Below are 25,258 nucleotides of genomic sequence, written 5' to 3'. Positions count from 1 at the left end.
TCATATGTAAAGACTAAGACAGCAAGGATGAGACGATAGTGAAACAAATTAAAATTGTAACAGATTCTACTGTGGACCTTCCGCAAGAAAAAATCAATGATCTTTCGATTCACGTGATTCCGCTCAATATCTCCATTTCTGGGGTTGATTATATTGACCGAGTGAATATACAGCCAGATGAATTTATTGAAAAAATGGAGGCCGCTGAAGAATTGCCGAAAACGTCTCAACCTGCGATCGGTCAATTCGTCGAATTATATGAAAAGCTAACGGCAGATGGAAGCGAAGTCATTAGTATCCATTTAACGGGCGGAATGAGTGGTACGGTTCAAACTGCTGAAAGCGCTTCGAAAATGGTAGACGGAAATATTACCGTGATTGATTCAAACTTTATTTCCTATGGATTAGGATTTCAAGTCACCAAAGCAGCCGAACTTGCACAAAATGGTGCAAGCCGCGAAGACATTATTAAAGAAATGGATAAAATCCGCCTTGAAACAAAGCTATTTGTCACAATCGATACATTAGAAAATCTCGTGAAAGGTGGAAGAATTGGAAGAGGGAAGGCGCTGATCGGCTCACTTCTTCACATCAAACCAATTGCCAGCTTAACAGAAGGGGTGTATACGCCGGAAGCGAATGTGAGAAGCTATTCTGCTCTTGTCCGCTATTTAACCAAACAGTATGTACAGGCGGTGAAAGGAAAAACAGTTCAAGCCATTGGGATAGCGCATGCAGATGCATTAGAACTCGCTGAAAAGCTCAAATCAGCGCTGCTTGATCATACACCTGAAGCTCTTGTCGACATTGCCTACACTACACCGATTATTTCGTGTCACACTGGAAAGGGCGCAATAGGTTTTACTTTTTATACCGATTGATTTGAAAAAGGGGATGGACGTGTCATGCTTAACAAAAGGGGAGCCTCACTTGGTGCGCTTATGATCATAAGCGTGCTTCTTTTAGTCTCATGTTCAAATGGACAAATCAAAGATGCGTTAAATTATCAAATACAGCCGTTTGAGTATGAAAATCAGGATGGACAAAAGGTGTCGTTAGATGATTTAAAGGGGAAAGTATGGGTGGCAGATTTTATATTCACAAGCTGTGAAACGATCTGTCCGCCGATGACCGCGCATATGACAGAGCTGCAAAAACGGTTAAAAGAAGAAAAATTGGATGCACGTATCATTTCCTTTAGCGTGGACCCGGAGGTAGATTCACCGAAAAAGCTAAAAGAATTTGCAAAAGCATATCCTTTATCCTTTAAAAATTGGGATTTCCTCACTGGCTATTCACAGTCTGCGATCGAAAAATTCGCAATGAAAAGCTTTAAAACCATTGTGAAGAAACCTGAAGATGAAGACCAAGTGATTCATCAGTCATTGTTTTTCCTAGTTGATCAAGAAGGAAAAGTGATGAAAAATTATGATGGTGTACAAAATACGCCATATGATGACATCATCAAGGACATCAAAACGCTGATCCGAAGCTAGCATAAAGATGTTCAAATGAGCAAAAACATGATACACTTTTTTAATCAGAAAAAGGAGGGACATCATCGTTTGAAGGCTCGTTTGATTTTGATTGTGATGTCTCTAGCTTTTGTTCTTTCTGCATGTTCCGCGCAAGAGGCTGGCATAAAGGATAAACTAGAAGACACACAAGACGTAAAAGAACATATTACCATCGCAGCGGTTGGGGATTCCTTAACAGAAGGAATTGGAGATCAACAAAAAAAAGGATATGCAGGCATGACCCGTGATAAGCTAGAAGCGGTGGACGGCGTGCAATCTGTCACATTAAAAAACTATGCCATTAAAGGCAGTAGAACGGTAGATTTATTAAAAAGATTAAAAGAAAAAAAGGTGCAAGACGGTCTCAAAGATGCTGACTATATCTTCTTTACGATCGGCGGCAATGATTTAATGCATGTCGTTCGTCAAAATGTACTCAATTTGACGTTTGCTCCTTTTCAAAAAGAGCAGGGGCCTTTTGAGGAGCGCTTTAAAACCATTCTTGCTCAACTGAGAGAACATAATGACCATGCGAAGATCATGTATGTAAGCATGTATAATCCTTTTAAATTCAGTCTCACTGAGCTGAAAGACATTGATGAAGTCGTCAAAGACTGGAATGCCGTCGCCAAAAAAGAACTAAAAAAAGACGGCAACGCTGAAATGATCAACGTAGCAGATTTATTTGAGGAAGATTCTGATGAAAAATTACTGGCAGATGATGATTTCCACCCAAACCAAAAGGGGTACTCTCTTATGGCAAATCGATTATTCTCCAAAGTGAAAAAAGAAGGACTGCCGAAGGAATAGGGTGAACGTATGAAAAAGTGGAAAAGCTTATTTTTTATTTTACTTGCAATCAATCTATTGATTGTACTTGCCTGCGGTATTTTAATGTTGCTGCCAGGCGGTCAATCCGCTTCAACGAAAGAATTGAAAAGCGAGTATTCTTTTCATATATCTAGCTCAAAAGAATCACTCACTAGCTTTATCAATGATTATTTGAAAAATCAAGGGTCAAGTGATATGCCAGACTTTCATGTGGCGATCGATCAAGATGTGAAAGTAACAGGCGCCATTAAAGCTTTCTCTTCGACGATTGATGCAAACGTCTCATTTACGCCAACTGTTGAAGATAATGGTGATGTGCTTTTGAAAGTGGATGGTCTTTCAATTGGTCAATTAAGCATTCCGGTTAGTTTTGTTCTAAGCTACATGGGCCAGTTCTATGAACTGCCAGAATTCGTTCATGTGAAACCGGATCAAAAAACGGTTGAAGTGCGCCTTTCAGAAATGCCACTGACGAATGATATGTATGTGAAAGCGAACAAAATTGATCTAGAGAACGATGAAATTGAGTTCTCCTATTATCATCCAAAGCAATAGAAAGTGAGTCAGGAGTGAAATCATGAAGCGAGTCTATCAATATTTTAGTTTACTGTCGTTTTTATTTGCTGCATACTTTGGCATTACAGCTGCCACTGATTTACGAGCAGAAAATATCGATCAGTTTTACTTAAATATTGCCTATTGTGCATTATTTCTAGGTATCATGATTCTTGCTTTTGATTTTCAAAAGCAAGAAAAAGCTGAAGATGTCTCGTAAAAGAGCCTTTCCTCTATGGAAAAGGCTCTTTTTTATATTTGCTGAGACAAGACTACCTTCGCCATAAGCTCTGGCTCTCCGTTAGCAAAACCATGAAGCAGAATGAAATATGCACGATTAGCTTGCAGATGAACTTTTGGGATATCAAGCAATATACTTTGAGTGCCGGCGGCTTTTAATTCAAAATGATATTTATTCGGAGAGAAATGATGAATGTGAGTGCTGTTTACATAGTGAAGCTCCTTTGCCAACATCCCTTGATCACGTTCATATAGATCAATGGAAGGAAGGTCTGGAGACAGATGGACAAATGTAAGGGCTGAAAGGTCCTCATGTTGAATCAAAGGGTCTTGCCGCTCTGTGAGTAGCGCAAAACCTGCATGTGCACCTGTGATGCATAAAGTGTAAATCTCGTCACGCTTAATTATCATACGAGAATGAAGAACTCTTTGTTTTGTAGCTAGCTTGAACACTTCTATCTCATACATTCCCTCATCCCACTCCATATAAGCTGTTAATTGGCTGTAAGGTATTTTTTTCAAGACCTCATTTCGGTTCACATGTACAGCGAGCTCATTAAGATCTGGGGCAGCGTGAAAGAGCCGAATAAAGGCTTTGGTTGAAGGGCTGCTTTGAGGGTGCTCGAATCCTGCAGCGAGTGGACGATTTGGATATTCATGATAAAAGAGCTGCTGCATGTTATCAATCCCTCCTTTCTTATACGATGGTGTTTTTTGTAGCGTATGCATGTAAAAGGTGATCTGTATAGGCAAATGGGGCATAGAAAAAAGCCTGACGTTTTCCGTCAGGCCCGCATGTTAAGAAGGAGAAGAATATTGATGATATTCAGCTAGCTTAATGAACGTTTTTTCATCCTCAATGAGGCCACAAACACCGCACTGAACTTTTATTTGTGGACCTTGATAGCTCATGTGAAAAGGAGAAAGCTGCTCTCCTTCGTATCTTTCAACAACTGCTCCGGTCGCAGGGTCAAGCTTCACAGGTTCTGAAAGCTGCTCAATCAAATTAAAGCGCGTTCTGTTCGTTTTACAGTTTGGACAAAGATAAGGGCTCGTCATGGTTCATTCCACCTCTTTTTATCTGTAGCATGTCCAGAGCGCTAAATTCTATGCTTAATCCTTTTGACTTTTATCCAGCTTTTTAAATAATTTGATCATTGTTTTTAGTTCCTCGTCGTCGAATGATTCAAATCGCTCCATAAAGTATTCTGTTTTCTTTTTCTCAAAATGCTCAGTAATTTCCTTACCCTTATCGGTTAAGTGGATTTTGATGATGCGGCGATCCTCTTTAGAACGGATACGGGTGATCCAGCCCTTTTCTACAAGTGTGTCGGTTACAGCTGTGATATGGCTTGCTGACACTCCTAAAATGGACGCAAATTCCGTTACTTTTTTTGCCCCTTGCTCACGAAGCAGATTTAAAATGAGAAATTCATTCCGAGATAATTCGTTTTCGAGCAGGCTGTTAATCTCATAACGGATCTGCTTAAATACGGTTCTCAGTAAGGTATCCATTTCATACATCATTTTTTTTCTTTGTTCCAATCATTAAACCCCCATTATATTTTAAAATACGACAAAATGCTTTTTGATCATTTAGGTATACAAGTCGTATCATTTTCATTATTTTTCATCATGTTATAATATGATGATACCATTTTTTAAATGAAGGGGGCACTAATATGTCTGAAAAACAAGAATTAGCCACATTTGCAGGAGGCTGTTTCTGGTGTATGGTTAAGCCTTTTGATGAACAGCCGGGCATTATCAAAGTTGAATCAGGGTATACTGGCGGACATACAGTGAATCCGACCTATGAAGAAGTATGTACAAATACAACGGGACATAGAGAAGCGGTTCAAATTACGTTTGATCCAGACGTTTTCCCATATGAAAAGCTATTAGAACTGTATTGGCAGCAAATAGACCCAACAGATGATGGCGGGCAATTTGGTGATAGAGGAGAGTCCTACCGCACAGGTATCTATGTTCATCATGACGAGCAGAGAAAGCTTGCAGAGGCATCGAAAGAGAAGCTGAACGAAAGCGGCATTTTCCAAAAGCCAATCGTAACAGAAATTTTAGATGCTGCTCCTTTTTATCCCGCAGAGGAGTATCATCAGCACTATTATAAAAAGAACAAAATGCACTATGAACGATATCATGTCGGTTCTGGCAGAGCGGGTTTTATTGAGTCCCATTGGAGTGATAAATCATGACAAACGATAAAGAAAAACGACTAAAAGAATTAAACCGTATGCAGTACGAAGTCACACAGAATAATGGCACGGAGCCGCCATTTCAAAATGAATTTTGGGATCATAAAGAAGAAGGCATTTATGTCGATATCATCTCAGGTAAGCCGCTTTTTTCTTCTTTAGATAAGTTTGATGCCCATTGCGGCTGGCCGAGTTTCACAAAGCCGCTTGAAGATGAGGAAGTAGCGGAGAAAGTGGATAAAAGCCATGGGATGGTGCGGACAGAGGTGCGCAGCAAGACAGCTGATTCCCATCTAGGCCATGTCTTTCCTGATGGACCTGGACCAAATGGTCTTCGGTATTGTATTAACTCAGCCGCTTTGAAGTTTATCCCAAAAGATGATCTTGAAAAAGAAGGCTATGGGGATTTGAAACATCTATTTGATTGATCTATTGAAAAATCGTCACATGAAAAGCATCTGCTTCCATGTGACGATTTTTTATTTTTTATGATGCGTGTGATGTAATTGTTCAATGATGTGGAACAGCTTTTCTTTTGTAATGAGAGGCGCTTCATTGGATGTGTAATTGGTTAAGTCGACTTTTTGAAAGGCAGGGTGACGTTTGGGTCTTGGCAAAATGGCATAAAATTGTTCATGCTCAAATAGTGCATCTGCTTCGTGCGGAAATGTAAGCTCTTCGTGAAGCTTTTCTCCAGGTCTTTTCCCGACAACGAGAATCTCCGGAGATGCGACATTGATTTGATCAGCATATTCTTGAAACGCTTTTAAGAGATCAGCAAGCTGTAATGACTCCATCTTGAGAATGAATGTTTCTCCGCCTTTCATCATGATGGCTGCTTGAAGTGTGAGGGAGACAGCCTCTTCGATGGACATAAAAAAACGTGTCATATGAGGATCAGTGACGGTCAAAGGTTTTTCATTTAACAACTGCTGGAGCATGATGGGAATGACGGAACCTCTTGATCCAAGCACATTGCCAAAACGCACAGAGCAAAACATCGTTTTTTGGTTCGGAATACTTTCGTTTGCTTGGAAAAATAATTTTTCTGAAATTAATTTTGTTGCACCCATGGCATTTGTCGGAGACACTGCTTTGTCAGTGGAGATGTTGACAACATGACTGACCTCATGTTCAATCGCCGCCTCAATGACGTGCTGCCCGCCGATAATATTTGTTTGTACGGCTTCAAACGGATTGTCTTCACAAGTAGGTACTTGTTTTAAGGCGGCTGCATGAAAGATGATATCAACGCCTTTGACGAGCTGTCTCACTCGGCTTGCATCTCGTACATCCCCTAAAGCGAAGGCCACTTCTGGGTGATCTGCATACTCATTTTTCATCATGTATTGTTTGCTGTCATCTTTGCTGAAGACGATAATCTTCTTTGGAAAGCATGCTGTTAATTTTTTCACAATTTGACGGCCGATTGAACCTGTACCGCCTGTGACTAATATTGTTTTATCACGAAAAAAAGCCCTCAAATTCTTTTCTATCTTTTTGGACATATCTAATCCCCCAACTCTCATTTCTCTACTTTGCATCATATGTGAAAGAGTGGTATCCGTTTGAGGAAAAGAACCACTTTCTATATAAATTAGGTGAACACATTATAACCATCTGCTTGACGTGTTAATAGAATATGGAGAGATAAGAGAATAAGTAGAAAAACGAGAGACCTGAATACTTCAGTACTGCGATCAGCTCAGGAGAAAATGAAGAGAGCTTTGCGCGAGGGGAGAAGGGAATACATGTATAGGGGAAATCGTATATTAGCCTTGATACCAGCTTTTAGAAGCAGGCGCGATCAGCATGATGAACACATTCGCGTATTGGCGGAGCGGCCGCTCATCTATTGGACCATTCAGCCGTTACTGCAAATGATTGAGTTAGATGAAATCATCGTCTCTACAGAGGATGTCAATACGCAAATCATTTCTTCTCACTACGGAGCCCGTGTAATTGAACTGCCAGACAGTCATGTAACAGAACAAACACCGTCACTGATAGCGGTGAAACATGCGCTTGCTTATTTAGAGCGTGAGGGGAAGACATTTGATATTGTTCTATATTTACATCCATCGTCTCCTTTAAGACAGACGGAAGATATAGAGAAGTGCTTGCAGCTTTTAGTAGAAGGAAGTTATGACTGCATGGCATCTTTTACAGAGGCGTTAGAAAACCCAAATGAGACATGGACATTGCATGAGAATAATGAAGCCACTTTATATAAGGACAATCATTACTTTTTCATGCCAAAAAAAGAGCAGCCATATACGTATGGTCGTTTAAATGGAGCAGTGTATGCTTTTCATGTTCCATATGCAAAAGAATGCATTCATTCCTTTTTAGAAGGATCTGTTGGAGCGTATATTATGGATCCCCAAAAATCACTTGTGGTGAAACAGGAAGAAGACCTTGAGAAAGCGGAGAAAGTCTTATTGGCTCGTAGAGATGCGGAGGGTTAGGCATAAGATGAATTTCAACGAGAAAAGCGCCCAGTCATAGGGCGCTTTTTACGATTTCATAAAGTCTGTGTGGAAATGACTCAAATGTATTCCAGGAAACGACTTGTTCGTAATTGTTTTGTGCGATTGCTTTTCTTTTCACGGCATTTGATCCATAATATTCAACCTGTTCTAGCATATCGTCCTTATCTTTATAAAAAGCGAAGCTTGAAAAGGCTGGAGGCGGTTGTAGATCCGTCAATTGAAAGCTTCCCGCTGCAGCGATATCAAACGCTCTGTTGTTCAGGCTTACATTTTGAATCATGGCTTTGTTTTTGTTATAGGCAAATTGAGCTGGTCTGTGCGGATTAAGAACAATCGCTGATTGTTGATAGATGCCCGCCATTTGCTGAGGACTCAGCCAATTGGTCACTAATGTGAGATCTCGATCATGTCTTCGTGACTTATTTAAATGACGATGCCATTCCTTACCTGCAACGAGAATACGCCATTTTTTCTGCTGTAAGAGTGTATCAATGGCTTTCGTGCGATTGGGGTAAGGGTAGCCAATGAGTGCAATGTCGTAGATGCACATTTTTTCAGGCGATTCGTTTTTTTGAAAAATACGTGTATTTGCCGGAATGGGAAAGTAGTAGGCGTCACCTATGCCCAATTGTTTGTAAAATGGCAAAGCTCCTTCATCAATTGTTAATATGAGCCGCGCATCATGTGCACAAGCAGCTGACACATCTGTATAAAAAGGATCTTCTGTCATCCACAAAACGATCGGGATCTTTTCTTGTTTGAATTGATGAAGTACTTCGCTCGGAACATGATCACCGATCATCATCAAAACAAAATCCGGAGAAAATGTCCGGATTTTGTGCATGTGAGTGGGTAGAGATTCTCGGTTAATCTTTACACATGAAAAGGGGGAATCAATGAAGCTCTCTTCTACCCATTGATCAAACATGTGATAGATTCCGCCGTAGCCAGAGCTGATATAAAGAAGCTTCATGATGACCCTCTCACATTAAGACGTGAACGTAACACTTTCAACTTTATCTACATCTAATAAAGTCGTTGCAGAGCCTGTTGGTGTGACTGAGCTTTCTTGTGTAACAAAGACAACACCTGTTGACGCATCGAATGATACGAATTGAACTGGCCCGATTAAGTCTCCTGAATCAGTGACAATGCTAATGACAGTTCCTGGTGAAAGTCTTGCAAAAATCCATCTTGCTGGCTGAGATACATCGAGTGTTGTAGCAGAATCTGAAGGTGATGCCTCAGCTGCCACTTCACTTAATAAATCATTCAATTTCTCTTCCATTTGAACTCCTCCTTCTTCAAGATTAACTGTTAATGCACGAGTAAGTGGTTTGAAAAACACTTTAAATAGTTCTTTTTTTAATTCGGCACGCTTGTCGTTCATTTTTTCCCCATCCTTTCTTCATCAATTCAAACTCACCCCTATGTATATGCCGTTTATTTTTTTTTGTATAAGCAGAACGCTGATTCCTTGTTCTTTTTAAAATTTAATCACTTCACACATTTTTAAAAATGTTTTCAAATGCTGAGGCTAAATGAAGTGAATCTCATACTCTAGTAAAGATTAAATGTGAAGAGAGAGGGATTATGAATGGAATTTGATCAATTATTAAATGGTTGGAACGAAGAATTACTAGAAGCAGAAGGAGTACTTGAAGTCATCTTGATTTTACTTCTTCTTCGTCTATTAGAAGAAAGTGAGGAAGAGAGTGTGTCAGACATTAAAGAATTACTTCGTCCATGGCTTGAACTTGGCATTCCAGTGCCACGCGTTCATTTAGTCAATGGAGATGTCCTTCAAAACGTAGTTGTTGTGCAGCTCTTTGATTCAGTAGCGGTCTTTAAAAACGCGACAAATCAGCTAAGAGTGAATGTTCCTTACGTGAACATCGTCAGCTGGGGGGCTTTTTAATCTAATTAAAAAGGATAATGATCATGAAAGTATCGGTGATTTTAACAAGTTACAATAAACCTGATTTCATTGATCGTGTGCTAAAGAGTATGATGGAACAAACGTATTCAAATTGGGAGCTTCTCATTATGGATGATGGCTCAGAACAAGACACCATCGAAAAGATCCAGACCTATTTAGAAGATGAGCGCATTCATCTATATTCACGCACGGTTCATCCTACAAAACGGCTGTTAACCGTACGATATGCGACGCTCATTAATGAAGCGTTAGCGAGTATAACAGGTGAGCTCATTTGTTATTTAACAGATGATACCGTGTATCATCAAGAACGTTTGCAGAAAATGGTGGATGTTTTTCAGTCGAAGCCTCATATAGATATTGTGTATTCCTCGCAGCGGGTCGTGCATGTTGATAAGCAATTAGTCGAGACGATGAGCTTTGTGCGTGAAGCAGACAAAATATTGGAGCATGCGTCCTTTCAAGTGGATCATTGTTCGGTCATGCACAGAAGGCGTTTGCTTCCGCTCATTCATGAAAAATACGGACAATATTGGGATGATGAGGCGAAACACTGGCATCATGCAGATTCTGTTTTTTGGATGAGGCTGAATCAATTTGCTGCGTTTTATCCATTAAGAGATGTGCTTGATACAACGTATAAAGCGCCCCATTCCTTTCATCATTTGTTTTCGAGTATGCCGTATGATCTCATTGACGGAACGGTGATTGAAAAGGAAGGGGACTACTACCAAATCGCAAGCGGGAATCTTCATAGAATTGAAAGGTGCTGGGTGAACGAAAAAAATAGGCGCGCCATTCGGGTTCCTTCGTTATGTGCGATGAAATATGAAATAAAAGATATGCTGGCAGTACCCAATTATACAGTTGTCACGGCAGATCATGGAAAAACGTTCTATTATATTGAAGATCAGAAAAAAAGGCGATTTACTTCAAAGCGTGACGTGCAATATTTTCAGTTTCACTCTAAGGAGATCTATACGATTTCAAATGAACGCCTTCAGATGTATGAAGATGGAGACATGATTCAAGTGTCTCCAGTATTTCATCCGCCAAACAGGAGGCTCTTTAAATGGAAACAAGAGGTGTATTTACTGATGCATCACACCTTTTGCCGGATTGACCCTGAGGTTGTCAAGCGATTTGCTTTTTATCATCAGCCTATAAATTTATACCCTTCCCAATTTACCTTATTTCAAGAAGGAAAGCCGATCATGCCGCTGTATATGGAATCACTGCAAGAATTCGATATGTCTCTTTATCAAACATCAGGGCGAAAGCACTCCTCATAAGAGGGGTGCTTTTTTGATGCTATTAACAAAAAAAGCAGGAAGTTTCAAGGAAAAAGCGAAACATGAAAGGACAGGAGAACGTGTGATGAAGAGGATCAAGCCGCTGAAAATCCGGCAATGGATGCCGGTTTTTCGGCACTGAAAGTGAGGGGGAAAGAATGGGGAAGGTTGTCGAAAGAGCGGATTGGTTTGAATTAATTTTAGAAGCCATTGATGAAGCGATCCATGTTGTAGATGATCAAGGAATGACGATCTTTTACAATCATAATGCTGCTAAGTTTGACTGTTTACAAAAAGAAGAGGTGATTGGCAAGTACATCCTTGATGTGTATCCCTCTTTAACAGAAAAAACAAGTACGCTGATGCATGTTTTGAGAACAGGGAAGCCCATTTATCATTCGCTGCAAACCTATTTGAATAAAAACGGCGAAAGAATTGAGACCGTCAACACGACATTGCCAATTATTGAAGACAGCCAGTTAATAGGTGCTGTCGAAGTCGCAAAAGATGTATCGAAACTGTCAGCCCTTTCGAATCGTTTAGATCAAAAAAAACGAATACACGATGCGGCTGGAGTAGAACAAATGCACAATTTTTCTTCATTTTTAACAAATGATCCGCTCTTAAATGAAATGCTTGAAAAGGCAAAAAAAGCGGCTGCTTACCCGTCATCAGTTGTTGTCTACGGGGAAACAGGGACAGGGAAAGAAGTGCTCGTTCAAGCCATCGTTCATGAATCTGACCGGAAAAACCAAGTGTTCATTCCGCAAAACTGTGCAGCACTCCCAGAGTCGTTACTTGAGAGCCTATTGTTCGGATCTGTCAAAGGGAGCTATACGGGCGCAATTGATCGCAAGGGTCTCTTTGAACTGGCTGATGGAGGCACGCTTTTTCTTGATGAACTGCAAGCGATGCCGCTCACGCTACAGACAAAATTATTACGCGTGTTAGAGGATGGCGTGGTGCGCCGTATTGGGGATGCAAAAGCGATTCAAGTAGATGTAAGACTCATTACTGCACTCAATATGGACCCATTTGAAGCGGTGAAAAAGCAAATTTTAAGAGAAGACTTATTTTATAGACTGCATGTGTCATCTTTTCATATCCCGCCGCTTCGTGAGAGAAAGCAAGACATCCTGCTACTTTCCCGCCATTTCATTCAAACCTATCATCAGCAGTTTTCAAAAAACGTCAAACGCCTTTCTGAAGAAACAAAGCAAATGTTTATGGCTCACCACTGGCCGGGGAACGTTCGAGAATTAAAACATACCATTGAGCATGCTGTATTGATGATGCCAAAGGAAGCGGAAGACATTACACCTTCGTATCTTCCTGCTCATTTACGTACGCAGAAGCTTGAGGATGAAACACCCGATGCCTCCTTAAAAAGTCAGGTCTCTTCATTTGAACAAACACTTATTCAGGAAGCTTTAAACAAGCATCAAGGCAATATTAAAAAAACTGCCGCAGCTTTAAAAATCCCTCGACAAACGCTGCAATATAAACTGAAGAAATATGCAGATGCCGAAATATAGGCACCACCATCCATTCAATATCAAGGGTAAAGCTCCTTTTATAAAGAAAAGGGGCATTTTCCCATGTTGGCACATAACTTGCATAGTATAAGGTGAATGCTGATAGGGGGAATGGATATGAATCAGAAACTATATGAACCGGCACGTCATTGGAAGGACATTGAGCTTTGGAAAGATGTACCTGAGGAAAAATGGAACGACTGGATTTGGCAGCTGACGCATACCGTGAAAACGCTTGAAGATTTAGAGAAAATCGTAAACTTAACAGAAGAGGAAAGAGAAGGGGTGAAGATTTCCACCAAAACCATTCCACTCAACATTACACCCTACTATGCCTCATTGATGAATCCAGACGATCCAAGATGTCCAGTACGTATGCAATCTGTGCCAATTGCTGAAGAGCTTCATAAAACAAAATATGATCTTGAAGACCCTTTGCACGAAGATGAAGACTCACCTGTCCCGGGGTTAACGCATCGATACCCAGATCGTGTGCTCTTTCTTGTAACCAATCAGTGCTCCATGTATTGCCGTTATTGTACGAGAAGACGTTTTTCTGGACAGATCGGTATGGGCGTGCCAAAAAAGCAGTTAGATGCTGCTATTGGATATATTAGGGAAACGCCTGAGGTGCGGGATGTGTTAATTTCCGGCGGAGATGGTCTTTTGATCAACGATCAAGTGCTTGAATACATTTTGAAAAACTTACGAGACATTCCGCACGTTGAAATCATTCGGATAGGTACACGTGCACCGGTCGTCTTTCCGCAACGCATTACAGATGAGCTGTGCGAGATTTTGAAAAAATATCATCCGGTTTGGCTAAATACTCATTTCAATACAAGCATTGAAATTACGAAAGAAGCGAAAGAAGCGTGCGAACGTCTTGTAAATGCTGGCGTGCCTGTAGGTAATCAGGCCGTCATCCTTGCAGGAATAAACGACAGTGTGCCGATTATGAAAAAGCTGATGCACGATCTCGTGATGATACGGGTCAGACCTTATTATATTTATCAGTGTGATTTATCTGAGGGGATTGGCCACTTTAGAACACCAGTATCAAAAGGTCTTGAAATCATCGAAGGCTTAAGAGGACATACGAGCGGCTACGCCGTGCCAAGCTTTGTTGTGGATGCACCAGGAGGCGGGGGAAAGATCGCCTTGCAGCCAAATTATTTATTATCGCAAAGCCCTGACAAAGTCGTCCTTCGTAACTTTGAAGGTGTCATCACCTCTTACCCTGAACCAGAGCATTACGTTGCAGGCCAGGCAGATGCGTATTTTAATGAAATTTATGAAGAGAAACAAGACCCGGCAATTGGTATTACTGCACTATTTCAGGATGAAGCGAAATCGTTTACGCCAGAGAATTTAAGCCGGATGAAACGAAGAGAAGCATATGAAACAAATCCTGAGCATGACACACTCAAAAACAAACGTGAAAAACGAGATGAATTAAAAGAGAAAAAATATCAAGCGCAGCTCAAAAAAGATCAAACTGTAAAGGAGGAGAAATAGCCTTGCTGACATGTGATTGGTGTGAGGAAAATAAAGCAAACGCAGAGCAGACAACAGTCTATTGGGAACTGATCACTGGCACACAATCCATTGAAATCATCGAAACACCGTCCATTTCCTGCACGCATTGCGGTATGACATATCAAAAGGATGAGACGGTCAAAGAAATAGAAGATCAATTAATTTTAGTGGATCAGACAAAACTTCCAGAAAAAATTTCATATGAAGAATTAATGAGCATGGAGCGGTTATTAAAGCGAAATTACTTTGACTTTTCATCATAAGTTGTACCTCCGCCTATACAAGTCATCAAATTGCTGTATAATATAACAACAAAATAGAGTGTCGCGGAGGGAAAATAGGTGAAGTCGTTTTACCATTATTTAATGAAGTTCAGACATCCAAAACCGAAAGATGAAATCAGCCATTTTGCAAATGCTGCTTATGAGGATCACAGCTTCCCGAAAGCGTCCACTGATTATCATGAGCTGTCTGCCTATTTGGAATTAAATGGCGATTATTTAAGCTCAATGACAACATTTGACGAAGCGTTTGAGCAATATGATGTAGAAGTCAAAAAAAAATAACACACAACCGCTTTTTCCAGATGGGAGAAGCGGTTTTTTGATGAGAAATAAAATGGCGTTTTGCATGGTGTGGTTGCCCATGCAGAATTCCTTGCGCCGGCATACGATACGTTAAGACCAAAAGTCGGGCAAGGGGGAGACAGAATGAAGGCGAAAGCACCAAAATATCAAGTAGGGGATATTGTCGTCGTTGTCATGTACGGCACAGTCGGAACGATTACAAAAGTCCATCAAATTGACCAGCACTATTTGTATGAGGTCAATCATAATGAGGTGCTTTATTTTGAAACATCACTTCAGCTTTACGATGAGTACGACGGGGTGATTGTGGATACAGAAAAGCTGGACATTGAATATGAGTTCCTCATTGGCGATGTTGTATATGTAAAAGACTACGGAAAAGAGCTATTTAAAATTATTGGCCATCGGACTGAAATATGGCGATACCTTGATGATGGCTGGGAAGATGTCATTTACGAACTCACGAGGCTAAAGGACGGAGAGTGGCTGGAAACAGAAGAGGAAGACTTAACGCTTGTCCTGAGGAAATATGAGATGGACCAGTTCGTTCATCAGCTTCTTTTTGTGCATTACGTGGGTGAAACTTCAAAAGAAATGGAAGAAGATATGGTGCAAACGGCTCTATTACAATTAGAAGAGAAACAAGAAAGCGAAGCATCACTAGAATTCCTCGCTGTATCTATAGTGGATGAGCTTCTTGATATTTATAATGACTATAAAATTCTCTACGAATTTTTCGAAGATCCAGAATACAAAGATATGATGGATTTTATATTGGAAAGTTTACACGAGCATTTTGGTTAAAGAAAGACTTGTCCTAACACGAATAAAAAATAAGGCACACAGAAAAAAACAATCACATAAAACCATCCCCTCAAGATACGGCCCATCACCTGATCAAACATTTCTCCATCTAATATGTTGAACCATTTCATTGCCTCAAACCCCTTTTCTTTTTGTTTACTGCATTTATATGTATGGAATGAGCCATTATGACAAACTGTAATAAAAAACAGGCGACGTTCATACATCATAAAAAAGGAGGCGGAATGTAATGAAAGAAGCAGATTTGGTGATTGATACAGAGGAAATTGCGGAATTCTTCTACATGGAGCTGATCAAAAGAGGGTACATACCTGCGGAGCTGGAAACGTTTGAGCTGGCTGACATTACGTTTGAATATATGCTGAAAAAAACAATGATAGTTGAAGAAGAGGCGTGGTAGGCACTATACTTTGAAGAGATTCTGAAGAGAGGGAGGAGAATCTTTCGCGTGTATATCTTATGTCTTTTGATTTTATTTGGCGCCATTGCTGCGCTCATGGTATCTGGTGCGGGTCAAGCATTGGACAACCAGATCATTTTATCGTTTGAGAGCATCAGACTCCCTTTTTTAAATGATGTCATGCTGACTTTGACAGACTTTGGCATTAGTGCGCTGCTCGTGCCCATCATGCTCATTTTCAGTGTCGCTTTATTCGTATATAAGCGCTATTACTCTATCATGATGCTTTTTCTATTATATCTCACAGAAAAAACCATTAATCATGAACTAAAAGGGCTGTTTGCTAGAGAGCGCCCAGCCTTTGATCATCTTGTCAATGAAACGTATTACAGCTTTCCGAGCGGACATTCGATGAATGCAGCCACCATCTATCCTTTTATAGCTTACCTACTCGTTGAAATGATTCCATGGCTGAAAGAAAGGCAAAAAATCGTCTATTTGATCACAGGGATCTGTGTTCTTATCATTGGGGTCAGCAGAATGTATATCGGCGTTCATTTTTTGACAGATGTGGCAGGTGGTTTTGCGATAGGACTTGCTTTATTCCTCATTTGTAAAAAGATTGACGAAAAATTGTCTGTCATTCGACAAAAGTAGAAGAAGGAAATTGACAGATCCCAGCCAATTTTATATAAAAGGGGAGGGATTTGAATGCAATTGACGTTGAGATTTTTTCAAAAGAAACCTTCAGCATATCACTTAACCATTTATCAGACACCTGAATATGGCGCTGCAAGCGGGCATCAGCCTGTGTACCGGACAAAAATTGGCGGCAGAACACACCTGGATGTTCTGGAAAAAGCATTCTCGACATTTAATGTACATGATACAGTCCCTAGTGATTACAATGCACGGTTTATGACAACAGGCGATATTGTTGTGATTGATGATAAGAAAAAAGGAAAGTGCTATTATCAGCTTTTTCCGGCAGGATGGAAACGCAGTGAGCGACTGATGACAATGAGTTAAATAGATGATTGATGATGCCAGCTTGAGCTTCAGCTGGTATTTTCTTTTTTGGGCTTAATCGTTTATACTTAATAGGACAAATCACATAGTAAACGTAAGTGGAGGCTAAAAACATGAGTGTACATATTGGAGCAGAAAAAGGACAAATTGCAGAAACGGTATTGCTGCCAGGCGATCCGCTTCGTGCGAAATATATTGCAGATACATATTTAGAAGATGTCGAATGTTATAACGAAGTGCGCGGCATGTATGGTTATACTGGAACCTACAAAGGAAAGCGCGTTTCTGTACAAGGAACTGGAATGGGCGTACCTTCTATTTCGATTTATGTGAATGAACTCATTCAAAGCTATGATGTTCAAAACTTAATCCGCGTCGGATCTTGCGGGGCGATCAAAAGGGATGTCAACGTACGTGATGTCATTTTAGCTCAAACCTCTTCAACAGATTCACAAATGAATCGTGTGGCGTTTGGACCGATTGATTACGCACCTTGTGCTGATTTTGGACTTCTTAAGAAAGCTTACGACACAGCGGAAGCAAAAAATGTCGCTGTACGTGTCGGCAATGTATTTACAGCAGACCAGTTTTATAATGAAAAACCACTGGAGCTCATGGCTCAATACGGAATTCTAGCAATTGAAATGGAGACAACCGCTCTATATTCGCTTGCAGCAAAATTTGATCGAAAAGCGTTATCTATTCTGACAGTGAGCGATCATGTTCTCACAGGAGAAGAAACAACGGCTGAAGAGCGTCAAACGACATTTGACGAAATGATCTTAATTGCGCTAGACTCCGTTTTATAATACTATAAAGGGTGTGCTACGATGTAGCGCATCTTTATTTTTTTAGAAGAGCAAAAGGAAGGTATGTCATGAAGAAAAGCTATAAAATACTCTCAATCGCATCGATTCTTGGTTTGACAGCCGCATTATCGGGCTGCCAGTTGCTGGATCAAAAAAGCGGTACATCTGAATCGAACAAAACAAACGAACAAAAAAGCGCAGAAAATTCATCTACCCAGCAAAACTCAAACAATACAGCAGATTCATCTGATCAAGAGCTGACGTTAAAGAGTGAATATTTCAATGACATCAAGGTGGTAAGCGGGCTGAAAACCATTCAAAATCCTGCAAACGTGCTAGCACTTGTCAACAAAGAATACGCATTACCAGGAACCTATAAACCTTCTGATCTCGTTGTACCAAAAGTAGAATTCTCTTTTTCAGAGGATATTGAAAAACGATATATTCGTAAAGAAGCAGCAGAAGCACTTGAGACATTATTCAAAGATGCGAAAAAGAAAAACTTCGAGCTGGCTGCCGTATCTGGCTATCGTTCCTATGACCGTCAAAAGGTCATTTTTGATAGTGAAGTCAAGTTAAAAGGCAAAGAAAAGGCGCAAGAAGCAGTAGCATTACCAGGCGAAAGTGAACATCAAACAGGCCTTGCGATGGACATTTCTTCAAAAAGTGCCGGTTTTGACATCTCTGAAAAGTTTGGTGAAACACCTGATGGCAAATGGGTGGCTAAAAACGCCTATAAATATGGTTTTATCATTCGCTATCCAAAAGGAAAAGAAGAAATTACAAAATATGAATATGAGCCGTGGCATCTGCGCTATGTTGGAAAAGAAGCCGCAAAAGCGATGCATGATCACGATTTAACATTTGAAGAGTACATGAACAAAGTGAAGAAAATTTAATCAAATAAAAAGGCCTCCCAGCTATTCGGGGGGCCTTCTTTATTCTTCTTTTAAAAAAAGAACAATCCTGCTAGTGCGAAACCTGTAATGAACCCAAGCCCGATGCCATAAGCGGCACCCCAGCCGTAATACCCTCCGTAATAACCAAAGCCAAAGCCGCCGCGAGAACCGCCGACTGGACGAATATACACTTTACGGTTTGTTACCCGCTCAATGCGTCCAACATGTACTCTGCCATTACGATCTGTGATTCTAGCGACTTTCCCCATATGCTGCTGACAAAGCTTTTGATAGCGCTCCATATTTTTCCTCCTTATGACAAACTCTTTTCACTCTTATCCTATGCGAGAGACCTCATAGAGTTTGGACAAAACATATAGGAGATTCGCTCATTTTATACGGTACATTCAAATAGAACGTGGCTTAGATGTTTTCGGTGCGCCTGAATCAAATCGTAGTGTGTTTGCATCGTTTCGTAAAGAGAAGGCGGGATATACTCAGATAATTCCATTTCTGTCGGCTCTTCTTGTACCATGTGTTCATCAAATGAGAGAATGCGAACGTCTCGAAATCCTGCTGCTTTTAGCTGCTCCTGCCAATCTTCAACTGAAAAGAGTGCGTGAAACCCGTAAAAATCTCGAACGGTCGCAAGCTCCTTCGGCGTAAGAGGTGCTTTTAATACTGCTTCATTTGCAATCATTTGACTTCCAGGAGCAAGAACGCGTTTGATCTCAGCAAGTGCCGCTGGAAGGTTAGTAAAGCTTAAAACAGATTCACTGATTAGAAGATTGAACGCTTCATCTGGAAATGGCAGCTGTTCGATCGATGCTTGCAATGCACGGATCGGCAGTTCTTCTCGTTCAAATCGCAGATTGGCCTTTTCAATCATTAAAGGGTGTGGATCAATCGCCTCCACCTGATAACCAATATTGCCTAAAAATGCCGCCGTTTGACCAGTTCCGCATCCCGCATCCAGTATACGTGCGTCTGGTGTCAATTTTATCTGCTCAAGCATCGTTTTTGTTAGCTCTATTCCACCAGGATGGGCACTAGATACGCCAAAATAGGCAAGCATTTCTACATAATCACTCATAAAATCCCTTCTTTCCTTATCAAGTTCCTCTTTAAAGATTATGCAATGTAAGGTCAAATGGCTTATCTTTTCAAAGAGAACTTCGATCCTTTGGTTGACGGATGGTGCATCGTCCTTGATAATAATGAAAGGAGATAAAGGTGGTGTTTTTTTGAAAAAACAATTTAAGTTCGTCATCGCCATTCTAGTGACAGCGGCACTGTCCTCAGCGATTACATTTGTGATTACAAAACAAGGGGCTGTCAATGTCTCAGGAGATGAGAAGTTTAGTAAACTCATGGCTGCGTATACGAAGGTAAAAGATGAGTATTACGAAAAAACGGATGATCAAAAACTAGTAGATGGTGCGATTCAAGGAATGATTGCATCACTTGATGATCCATACTCTACATATATGGATCAGGAGGAAGCCGAAGGATTTAACAACACCATTTCTTCATCATTTGAAGGAATTGGTGCGCAAGTAGAAGAGAAGGATGGACAAATTTTAATTGTCGCACCGATAAAAGGCTCTCCTGCTGAAAAAGCCGGGTTGAAACCTCATGATCGTATTTTAAAGGTGGATGGAAAAAGCACAAAAGGCATGTCAGTCAATCAAGCAGTCTCTCTAATCAGAGGGAAAAAAGGTACCGATGTGAAGCTGCACCTTAACCGCCAAGGAGTGGGCAATGTTGATGTGACCATCACAAGAGACACCATTCCGGTTGAAACAGTGTATGCAAAACTCACAAAAGACAAAATAGGAGAAATCCAAATTACGTCCTTTGCTGAAACAACATCGAAAGAGTTAGATAAAGCCATTGATGACCTCGAGAAAAAAGGGGCAAAAGGGTTTGTCATTGACCTGAGAGATAATCCAGGCGGCATCATGACAGAAGCGATTGAAATGAGTAATGACTTTATCGATAAAGGGAAAGTCATCATGCAAGTTGAAGAAAAAGGGAAGAAAGAAGAGTACAAGGCTGAAAAAGAACGTAAAGTGCATCAGCCGGCAGTTGTCCTTGTAAATGGCGGCTCAGCCAGCGCTGCAGAAATCATGGCAGCGGCTCTGCACCAATCTTCAGGTATCAAAATTATTGGTGAAAAGACATTTGGTAAAGGAACTGTTCAAAATGCGCAAAGCTATAATGATGGTTCTAGTGTCAAGTTAACCATTGCTAAGTGGCTGACGCCGGATGGTTCATGGATTCACAAAAAAGGAATTGAACCACAGGTCAAAGCATCACTCCCAAGTTATGCAAAGCTGCCATACTTAAGCCCGAAAAAAACGTATCAGCTGAATGACAGTGGAGATGAAGTCAAAGCGGCTCAAAAAATGTTCCAAGCGCTTGACTACAAAGCAAAAGCAAATGGTGAGTACGATCAAGCCTTCCAGACGATCGTCAAAAAATTCCAAACCGATAACGATCTGAAAGCAGACGGAATGCTGACGGGAGATACAACGACAGTACTGATGACAAAAATTCAAGATAAGCTAAAGAACAATGATACGCAAATGAAAAAAGCAATTGAAGTCTTGAAAAAAGATATGAAATAAAGAAAGAGCAGTCCACTTAGGGGGACTGCTCTTTTTATATTTACGCGTTGTTTACAATTGCTTCTGTTTTTTCTTGATCTTTTTCAAATAGATCATTCATGACAGAATTGGCTGTGACCTTCTTTTGAAAGAATGGATTCAAAAGAAGGATGACCACAACGTTTGTTAGTAAACCAAGAAATCCTTCATAAAGACCAAACGTGACTTGTGAGATATTGGCTGTAAAGGTGACGATGATGCCAACAACTAACCCTGCAATCGTTGCTTCTCTCGATTGTTTTTTCCAGAACAAGCTGATCGCAATGGCAGGGAAGATTTGAACCATTCCTGAAACACCAATGAGCTGAAGCGTTACAAGTGCTGTTGGGAAGAGCATTCCGAATAGTAGAGCCAGCCCAATGACGATAAATACCATTGAACGAGTGATCATGGTCAATCTTTTAGGTGATACATTCGGATGAATTAAATCACGATATAAATTATTGGCAAATAAATTCGATGCACCAATGGCCATGATCGAGCATGGAATGAGGGAAGCAAGTGCAATCGTTGAATAAGCAAGACCCTGCATCACGCCGCCATATGACGTTTGAATTAAATGAAGAAGTGCAAATCTTGGATTCGTATCTTCTGGTAAGACTAAGAAGGCAATAAATCCAAGGAAGATGACCAAAATCAATACAATGTTATAAAGAGGCAAAAACATACTGTTTTTACGGATAGCGTCTGCACTTTTGGCTGTGAAAACCCCTGTTGCCGCATGTGCCCACATAAATAAAGCAAGGGCAGAAACGCCTGAAGCGGTAATGAACCATAAAATACCTTTAGGGCCGCCGTCAGGAATTGTCAGAAGCTGTGGCGCTTCCTTCGCTAACGTATTCATCATCGGAGTCCAGCCGTTAAAATGAATGATTGGTAGTGAAACCACCATAAACAGCATGATGACCCAAACGAGAATATCCTTGATAATTGCTGTATATGTAGGACCTTTTATCCCGCTGAAAAATGTATAAAGTGCAACTAAAATAAATGAAATAATAACAACTGCATTCACATTAATATAACTAGTTCCAGCGACAGTTAACGTATCTTGAATTCCGCTTAGTTGAAGACAAATATAAGGAATGAGCATAAGTACTCCAATAATCGCAATGAGACTGGATAACAGCTTGCTGTCAAAGCGCTCACGTGCATAGTCAGCAAGCGTTGTGAGGTTGTGATTTTTCGCAACCGTCCATAGCTTTGGTAAGAAGAAATAAGCAATAAAATACGCAAGAACTGAATAAGGAATAGCGAAAAAAGCGACACTTCCAGCTGTATAGGCTGTACTAGTGAGCCCTAAAAAGGTATAAGCTGTGTATAAATCTGCGCCAACAAGGAACCAGACGAGCAGCCCGCCAAATTTCCTCCCGCCGACAGACCATTCCTCTACTGATTGTCTGGATGATTTATCACGGCCAGCGGCAAATCCAATGACCACGACGATGAAAATGATACTTGCTGTAATCAATAAAGCTGTCAAATTTCCTTGCATTAGTCAGTTCCTCCATTTGAATGTTGCATCTGATAAATGATAAATGTACAGACTGGTGTGAGAACTATCCATAGTAAGAGCCAGAAATGGAAAAAAGGCAGGCCGATCACAAATGGATGAATACGATTCGCAAAGGGCAGCAGTGCGAGCTGTCCGATAAATGGAATCGCTATAAGTAGTGCCAGTATCAATTTTTTACTCATGATTCCCTCCTGAATTTTTTGTAATTTCATAATAATAGCAGTTGTCAGAATAGATCACAAGACCATTTTCAGAAAAAACAATCATTTTGGAGAATATCATACTAATATAACGCTTTCATTCTTAAAAAAAGAAAAAGTGTAGATGAAAAGGGGGAAAGTAAAAAGAAAATATGCAGAAATAATATTTAAAGCAAATAAAAAAAGCCCCAGCACGAAAGCTGGGGCCTTGCCATTTTTTAAAGAAAATCAGATACTTCTTCGATGTCGAAACGGTTGCTTTTATGAGCTTCTTTCGCTGCTTTACCAACTGAAATCAGCATGACTGGCTCGTAACGTCCGCTTACATTGAATTCTTTGATGAAGGCTTCTTTACTGAAACCACCCATTGCACATGTATCATAGCCCATTGCTTTTGCAGCAATCATTAATTGCATAGCAGCTAATGAAGCATTTGAATACGCAGCTTCACGTGCATACTGCTCGCTTTGGTATGCGCCATTGATTTGAGTCATCAATGTTTCTTTGATGTCTTCAGTAATGAACCCTTGTTCTGCCAGCTCACCATAGATTTTTTCGCCATTTTGATTGGCTTCAAGATCACCTAGTACAGCAATAACAGCTGATGCTTGTGAGATTTGTTTTTGGTTATAAGCGATTGGAAGTAACTTCGCTTTGGATTCAGCACTGTGGAACACAGTAAAATGCCAATGCTGAAGGTTCCACGCAGATGGAGCTTTTGTTGTGATATCAAGTAGCTCTGTTAGCTCTTCTTTTGTCATTTCATGAGTTGTATCATACTCTTTTACTGAAGCTCTTTGTTTTAAAATGTCAATCGTTTTTTGATCAGTCGCCATATGGATATTTCCTCCCGTTTTTGCAAATAGTATGGTACAATAACTAAAAAAGTGAGAAACTTACTTATTGTAACTAGAGATATTTTAAATTGTATACCGTTAGTTTGTCAAACAATCATGAAAAGAAAGGCTGAAATTTATGGAATTTCAATTATGTCCACACATTCAGCAAGCTTTTTTACTGCTAGGCAAAAGGTGGAATGGTCTCATTATTCATGTATTGCTTGATGGTCCAAAGCGATTTAAAGACATGACGGACATTATCCCATCTATCAGTCAGAAAATGCTCGCAGAGCGTTTAAAAGAACTTGAGCAAGAAGGGATTATAAAGCGAACTGTACTTCCTGAGACGCCTGTTAAAGTCATTTATTGTTTAACTGAAAAAGGAAATGCGCTACATGATGTGTTTCATGAGGTATCTAGGTGGGCTGGGGAATATACAGCATCTCATGAAAAAAAGGAGCAAGCCTAGTTTCAGGTTTGCCCAAACGTTTTGACTCCTGATGAATATGCTGATCTTAGGCACATGACAAAGGAGGAGAAATGCATGTACCCTCATACTCCGTATTTCCGAGGCGGCGCCCCTGGCATTCCGCCATATGAATCCAGAGTCCCTTTGTTTTTTGGTTTTGGCGCTCCTTTAGTCGGCGGACTGCTTGGCGGATTTTTAGGAAGTGCGATTTTTAATTATCCCCGTCCATATTACCCGCCACCACCACCGCCTGTTCCACCACCTTATGGCGGAGGATATCCACCATACTATTAAGAAAAAAGAGTAAGCCTGCTTCTATATCAAAGCAGGCTTTTTATAATGGAATATCGATTTCAGAAATCCCCGGATCATCATGCTTTAAAAACATAATCTCCAAAATACCGTCCTGATACGAAGCCTTCGTTCCTTTTCTTTTGACAGCAGCAGGGAGGACGACTTTCTTCTGCGTACCTTCCTCAGGAAAATGATCAATAAATAGCAGGTTGGCTGTATGTTTGATTTTTACTTTTTCTGTGTTCGGCCGAGCAAGCTCAATCTTAACGAACACGTGATCAGTGGTCTCAAACACTTCCACTTCGGGTTCTTTTTCTTTTTTGACGTCTGTTTCTTTCGTTTTTTGATGTTGAGAGAGTGGGTCCTGAAAAGGGAACTGAGCAGGATAATTGGAGCCGAATACACTTTCCATCACTTGATTGACGTACTGCTCGACGTCTTTAGGGTCTGAATTTTTTAAGGCTTCTTTTGAAAATTGCTTTTGAAAAGGGAATAATCGGTTCCAGTCAAACATGCAAATCATCCTTTCTAAATGCCCTGAATTAGTATATGCCCATTCACTT

Annotated in this window: 35 protein-coding genes; 23 read left to right on the top strand and 12 right to left on the bottom strand. The window is 40.4% G+C overall.

Features of this window, described 5'->3' with window-relative positions:
• The first annotated feature begins 38 nt into the window (after window positions 1-38).
• The 5 genes from MKX52_RS09625 (at window position 39) to ypmT (ending at window position 3,123) form a co-directional block, all read left to right on the top strand.
• Window positions 39-881 carry a DegV family protein gene (locus tag MKX52_RS09625; protein WP_342490616.1) on the top strand — a complete coding sequence of 281 codons (843 nt, stop codon included), beginning with the start codon at window positions 39-41 and terminating at the stop codon, window positions 879-881.
• 24 nt (window positions 882-905) lie between these two features.
• Window positions 906-1,496 carry an SCO family protein gene (locus tag MKX52_RS09620; protein ID WP_088001637.1) on the top strand — a complete coding sequence of 197 codons (591 nt, stop codon included), beginning with the start codon at window positions 906-908 and terminating at the stop codon, window positions 1,494-1,496.
• 69 nt (window positions 1,497-1,565) lie between these two features.
• Window positions 1,566-2,327 carry an SGNH/GDSL hydrolase family protein gene (locus tag MKX52_RS09615; RefSeq protein WP_012010297.1) on the top strand — a complete coding sequence of 254 codons (762 nt, stop codon included), beginning with the start codon at window positions 1,566-1,568 and terminating at the stop codon, window positions 2,325-2,327.
• Window positions 2,328-2,336: 9 nt separating this feature from the next.
• The gene (locus MKX52_RS09610; protein WP_144472162.1) at window positions 2,337-2,903 is read left to right on the top strand and encodes a YpmS family protein; all 567 of its coding nucleotides are present in this window, start codon (window positions 2,337-2,339) and stop codon (window positions 2,901-2,903) included.
• 22 nt (window positions 2,904-2,925) lie between these two features.
• The gene (ypmT, locus tag MKX52_RS09605) at window positions 2,926-3,123 is read left to right on the top strand and encodes a protein YpmT (RefSeq protein ID WP_012010295.1); all 198 of its coding nucleotides are present in this window, start codon (window positions 2,926-2,928) and stop codon (window positions 3,121-3,123) included.
• A 32-nt stretch (window positions 3,124-3,155) separates the two neighbouring features.
• Here the strand turns inward: ypmT and MKX52_RS09600 are convergent, their stop codons facing one another.
• The 3 genes from MKX52_RS09600 to MKX52_RS09590 all read right to left on the bottom strand — a co-directional run bounded on the left by MKX52_RS09600 (window position 3,156) and on the right by MKX52_RS09590 (window position 4,688).
• Complete coding sequence (locus tag MKX52_RS09600) at window positions 3,156-3,821, bottom strand: DUF4397 domain-containing protein (protein ID WP_342490615.1); 666 nt, start codon at window positions 3,819-3,821, stop codon at window positions 3,156-3,158.
• A gap of 120 nt (window positions 3,822-3,941) precedes the next feature.
• Window positions 3,942-4,202, bottom strand: a complete 261-nt coding sequence (locus tag MKX52_RS09595) for a hypothetical protein (protein WP_012010293.1) — start codon at window positions 4,200-4,202, stop codon at window positions 3,942-3,944.
• 54 nt (window positions 4,203-4,256) lie between these two features.
• Window positions 4,257-4,688: a MarR family transcriptional regulator gene (locus MKX52_RS09590; protein WP_012010292.1), complete on the bottom strand. Its 432-nt coding sequence runs from the start codon at window positions 4,686-4,688 to the stop codon at window positions 4,257-4,259.
• A gap of 137 nt (window positions 4,689-4,825) precedes the next feature.
• Between MKX52_RS09590 and msrA the strand changes: the two genes are divergently transcribed.
• On the top strand, window positions 4,826-5,362 hold the full coding sequence (gene msrA, locus MKX52_RS09585; protein ID WP_050943900.1) for a peptide-methionine (S)-S-oxide reductase MsrA: 537 nt from the start codon (window positions 4,826-4,828) through the stop codon (window positions 5,360-5,362).
• The gene (gene msrB, locus MKX52_RS09580) at window positions 5,359-5,790 is read left to right on the top strand and encodes a peptide-methionine (R)-S-oxide reductase MsrB (RefSeq protein ID WP_012010290.1); all 432 of its coding nucleotides are present in this window, start codon (window positions 5,359-5,361) and stop codon (window positions 5,788-5,790) included. Before msrA ends, msrB begins: the two co-directional genes overlap by 4 nt.
• Window positions 5,791-5,841: 51 nt before the next feature.
• Here msrB and MKX52_RS09575 read toward each other — a convergent pair whose 3' ends face one another.
• Window positions 5,842-6,870, bottom strand: coding sequence for an SDR family NAD(P)-dependent oxidoreductase (locus tag MKX52_RS09575; protein WP_342490614.1), 1,029 nt, complete (start codon window positions 6,868-6,870; stop codon window positions 5,842-5,844).
• Between the two features lie 243 nt (window positions 6,871-7,113).
• On the opposite strand from MKX52_RS09575, the gene MKX52_RS09570 reads away from it, so the two are divergent.
• Window positions 7,114-7,830: an acylneuraminate cytidylyltransferase gene (locus MKX52_RS09570; protein WP_342490613.1), complete on the top strand. Its 717-nt coding sequence runs from the start codon at window positions 7,114-7,116 to the stop codon at window positions 7,828-7,830.
• 34 nt (window positions 7,831-7,864) lie between these two features.
• Here the strand turns inward: MKX52_RS09570 and MKX52_RS09565 are convergent, their stop codons facing one another.
• Together MKX52_RS09565 and MKX52_RS09560 are read right to left on the bottom strand one after the other, a co-directional pair.
• Window positions 7,865-8,827, bottom strand: a complete 963-nt coding sequence (locus MKX52_RS09565; RefSeq protein WP_216887997.1) for a DUF3880 domain-containing protein — start codon at window positions 8,825-8,827, stop codon at window positions 7,865-7,867.
• A 15-nt stretch (window positions 8,828-8,842) separates the two neighbouring features.
• Window positions 8,843-9,244 (bottom strand): hypothetical protein, encoded by a 402-nt coding sequence (locus MKX52_RS09560; protein ID WP_012010286.1) that lies wholly within the window; start codon window positions 9,242-9,244, stop codon window positions 8,843-8,845.
• 207 nt (window positions 9,245-9,451) lie between these two features.
• Here MKX52_RS09560 and cgeC point away from each other — a divergent pair, with 207 nt between their 5' ends.
• From cgeC to MKX52_RS09500, 12 genes are all read left to right on the top strand, one after another.
• Entirely contained in the window at window positions 9,452-9,772 is a 321-nt protein-coding gene (gene cgeC / locus MKX52_RS09555) for a spore maturation protein CgeC (protein ID WP_144457540.1), read from the top strand.
• 17 nt (window positions 9,773-9,789) lie between these two features.
• The gene (locus MKX52_RS09550; RefSeq protein ID WP_342490612.1) at window positions 9,790-11,085 is read left to right on the top strand and encodes a glycosyltransferase family 2 protein; all 1,296 of its coding nucleotides are present in this window, start codon (window positions 9,790-9,792) and stop codon (window positions 11,083-11,085) included.
• A gap of 158 nt (window positions 11,086-11,243) precedes the next feature.
• Window positions 11,244-12,620 (top strand): sigma 54-interacting transcriptional regulator, encoded by a 1,377-nt coding sequence (locus MKX52_RS09545; RefSeq protein ID WP_342490611.1) that lies wholly within the window; start codon window positions 11,244-11,246, stop codon window positions 12,618-12,620.
• A 117-nt stretch (window positions 12,621-12,737) separates the two neighbouring features.
• Window positions 12,738-14,138: a lysine 2,3-aminomutase gene (gene ablA, locus MKX52_RS09540; protein ID WP_012010282.1), complete on the top strand. Its 1,401-nt coding sequence runs from the start codon at window positions 12,738-12,740 to the stop codon at window positions 14,136-14,138.
• Window positions 14,139-14,140: 2 nt separating this feature from the next.
• Window positions 14,141-14,422, top strand: a complete 282-nt coding sequence (locus tag MKX52_RS09535; RefSeq protein ID WP_012010281.1) for a YokU family protein — start codon at window positions 14,141-14,143, stop codon at window positions 14,420-14,422.
• Window positions 14,423-14,500: 78 nt separating this feature from the next.
• Window positions 14,501-14,725 (top strand): YozE family protein, encoded by a 225-nt coding sequence (locus tag MKX52_RS09530; RefSeq protein WP_342490610.1) that lies wholly within the window; start codon window positions 14,501-14,503, stop codon window positions 14,723-14,725.
• 144 nt (window positions 14,726-14,869) lie between these two features.
• A complete protein-coding gene (locus MKX52_RS09525; RefSeq protein ID WP_012010279.1) occupies window positions 14,870-15,550 on the top strand; it encodes a hypothetical protein in 681 nt (226 codons plus the stop codon).
• 250 nt (window positions 15,551-15,800) lie between these two features.
• Complete coding sequence (locus MKX52_RS09520) at window positions 15,801-15,971, top strand: YozD family protein (protein ID WP_012010277.1); 171 nt, start codon at window positions 15,801-15,803, stop codon at window positions 15,969-15,971.
• Window positions 15,972-16,019: 48 nt separating this feature from the next.
• Window positions 16,020-16,628 (top strand): phosphatase PAP2 family protein, encoded by a 609-nt coding sequence (locus MKX52_RS09515; RefSeq protein WP_342490609.1) that lies wholly within the window; start codon window positions 16,020-16,022, stop codon window positions 16,626-16,628.
• A gap of 54 nt (window positions 16,629-16,682) precedes the next feature.
• On the top strand, window positions 16,683-17,000 hold the full coding sequence (locus tag MKX52_RS09510) for a YodL domain-containing protein (RefSeq protein ID WP_144472174.1): 318 nt from the start codon (window positions 16,683-16,685) through the stop codon (window positions 16,998-17,000).
• A 113-nt stretch (window positions 17,001-17,113) separates the two neighbouring features.
• Window positions 17,114-17,809 carry a purine-nucleoside phosphorylase gene (deoD, locus tag MKX52_RS09505; RefSeq protein ID WP_012010274.1) on the top strand — a complete coding sequence of 232 codons (696 nt, stop codon included), beginning with the start codon at window positions 17,114-17,116 and terminating at the stop codon, window positions 17,807-17,809.
• A 68-nt stretch (window positions 17,810-17,877) separates the two neighbouring features.
• Window positions 17,878-18,708: a M15 family metallopeptidase gene (locus tag MKX52_RS09500; RefSeq protein WP_342490608.1), complete on the top strand. Its 831-nt coding sequence runs from the start codon at window positions 17,878-17,880 to the stop codon at window positions 18,706-18,708.
• Window positions 18,709-18,758: 50 nt separating this feature from the next.
• Here MKX52_RS09500 and MKX52_RS09495 read toward each other — a convergent pair whose 3' ends face one another.
• Together MKX52_RS09495 and MKX52_RS09490 are read right to left on the bottom strand one after the other, a co-directional pair.
• Window positions 18,759-19,010, bottom strand: a complete 252-nt coding sequence (locus MKX52_RS09495) for a hypothetical protein (RefSeq protein WP_003216113.1) — start codon at window positions 19,008-19,010, stop codon at window positions 18,759-18,761.
• A 92-nt stretch (window positions 19,011-19,102) separates the two neighbouring features.
• On the bottom strand, window positions 19,103-19,801 hold the full coding sequence (locus MKX52_RS09490; protein WP_342490607.1) for a methyltransferase domain-containing protein: 699 nt from the start codon (window positions 19,799-19,801) through the stop codon (window positions 19,103-19,105).
• Between the two features lie 151 nt (window positions 19,802-19,952).
• Here MKX52_RS09490 and MKX52_RS09485 point away from each other — a divergent pair, with 151 nt between their 5' ends.
• Entirely contained in the window at window positions 19,953-21,338 is a 1,386-nt protein-coding gene (locus MKX52_RS09485) for a S41 family peptidase (protein ID WP_088001617.1), read from the top strand.
• A 40-nt stretch (window positions 21,339-21,378) separates the two neighbouring features.
• Here the strand turns inward: MKX52_RS09485 and MKX52_RS09480 are convergent, their stop codons facing one another.
• From MKX52_RS09480 to MKX52_RS09470, 3 genes are all read right to left on the bottom strand, one after another.
• The gene (locus tag MKX52_RS09480; RefSeq protein WP_342490606.1) at window positions 21,379-22,872 is read right to left on the bottom strand and encodes a sodium:solute symporter; all 1,494 of its coding nucleotides are present in this window, start codon (window positions 22,870-22,872) and stop codon (window positions 21,379-21,381) included.
• Window positions 22,872-23,075: a DUF3311 domain-containing protein gene (locus tag MKX52_RS09475; RefSeq protein WP_342490605.1), complete on the bottom strand. Its 204-nt coding sequence runs from the start codon at window positions 23,073-23,075 to the stop codon at window positions 22,872-22,874. Before MKX52_RS09475 ends, MKX52_RS09480 begins: the two co-directional genes overlap by 1 nt.
• Before the next feature lie 236 nt (window positions 23,076-23,311).
• Window positions 23,312-23,929, bottom strand: a complete 618-nt coding sequence (locus MKX52_RS09470) for a nitroreductase family protein (protein ID WP_058014891.1) — start codon at window positions 23,927-23,929, stop codon at window positions 23,312-23,314.
• 139 nt (window positions 23,930-24,068) lie between these two features.
• Here MKX52_RS09470 and MKX52_RS09465 point away from each other — a divergent pair, with 139 nt between their 5' ends.
• Together MKX52_RS09465 and MKX52_RS09460 are read left to right on the top strand one after the other, a co-directional pair.
• Window positions 24,069-24,401 carry a winged helix-turn-helix transcriptional regulator gene (locus MKX52_RS09465; RefSeq protein ID WP_088003465.1) on the top strand — a complete coding sequence of 111 codons (333 nt, stop codon included), beginning with the start codon at window positions 24,069-24,071 and terminating at the stop codon, window positions 24,399-24,401.
• Window positions 24,402-24,476: 75 nt separating this feature from the next.
• The gene (locus MKX52_RS09460) at window positions 24,477-24,695 is read left to right on the top strand and encodes a hypothetical protein (protein WP_003215921.1); all 219 of its coding nucleotides are present in this window, start codon (window positions 24,477-24,479) and stop codon (window positions 24,693-24,695) included.
• 40 nt (window positions 24,696-24,735) lie between these two features.
• Here MKX52_RS09460 and MKX52_RS09455 read toward each other — a convergent pair whose 3' ends face one another.
• Window positions 24,736-25,209: a hypothetical protein gene (locus tag MKX52_RS09455; protein WP_060596556.1), complete on the bottom strand. Its 474-nt coding sequence runs from the start codon at window positions 25,207-25,209 to the stop codon at window positions 24,736-24,738.
• Between the last annotated feature and the right edge of the window lie 49 nt (window positions 25,210-25,258).

The sequence above is a fragment of the Bacillus sp. FSL R5-0422 genome (genome assembly GCF_038610765.1).
GTDB lineage: Bacteria > Bacillota > Bacilli > Bacillales > Bacillaceae > Bacillus > Bacillus pumilus_O.
This window is presented reverse-complemented; position numbering and strand designations above follow the sequence as displayed.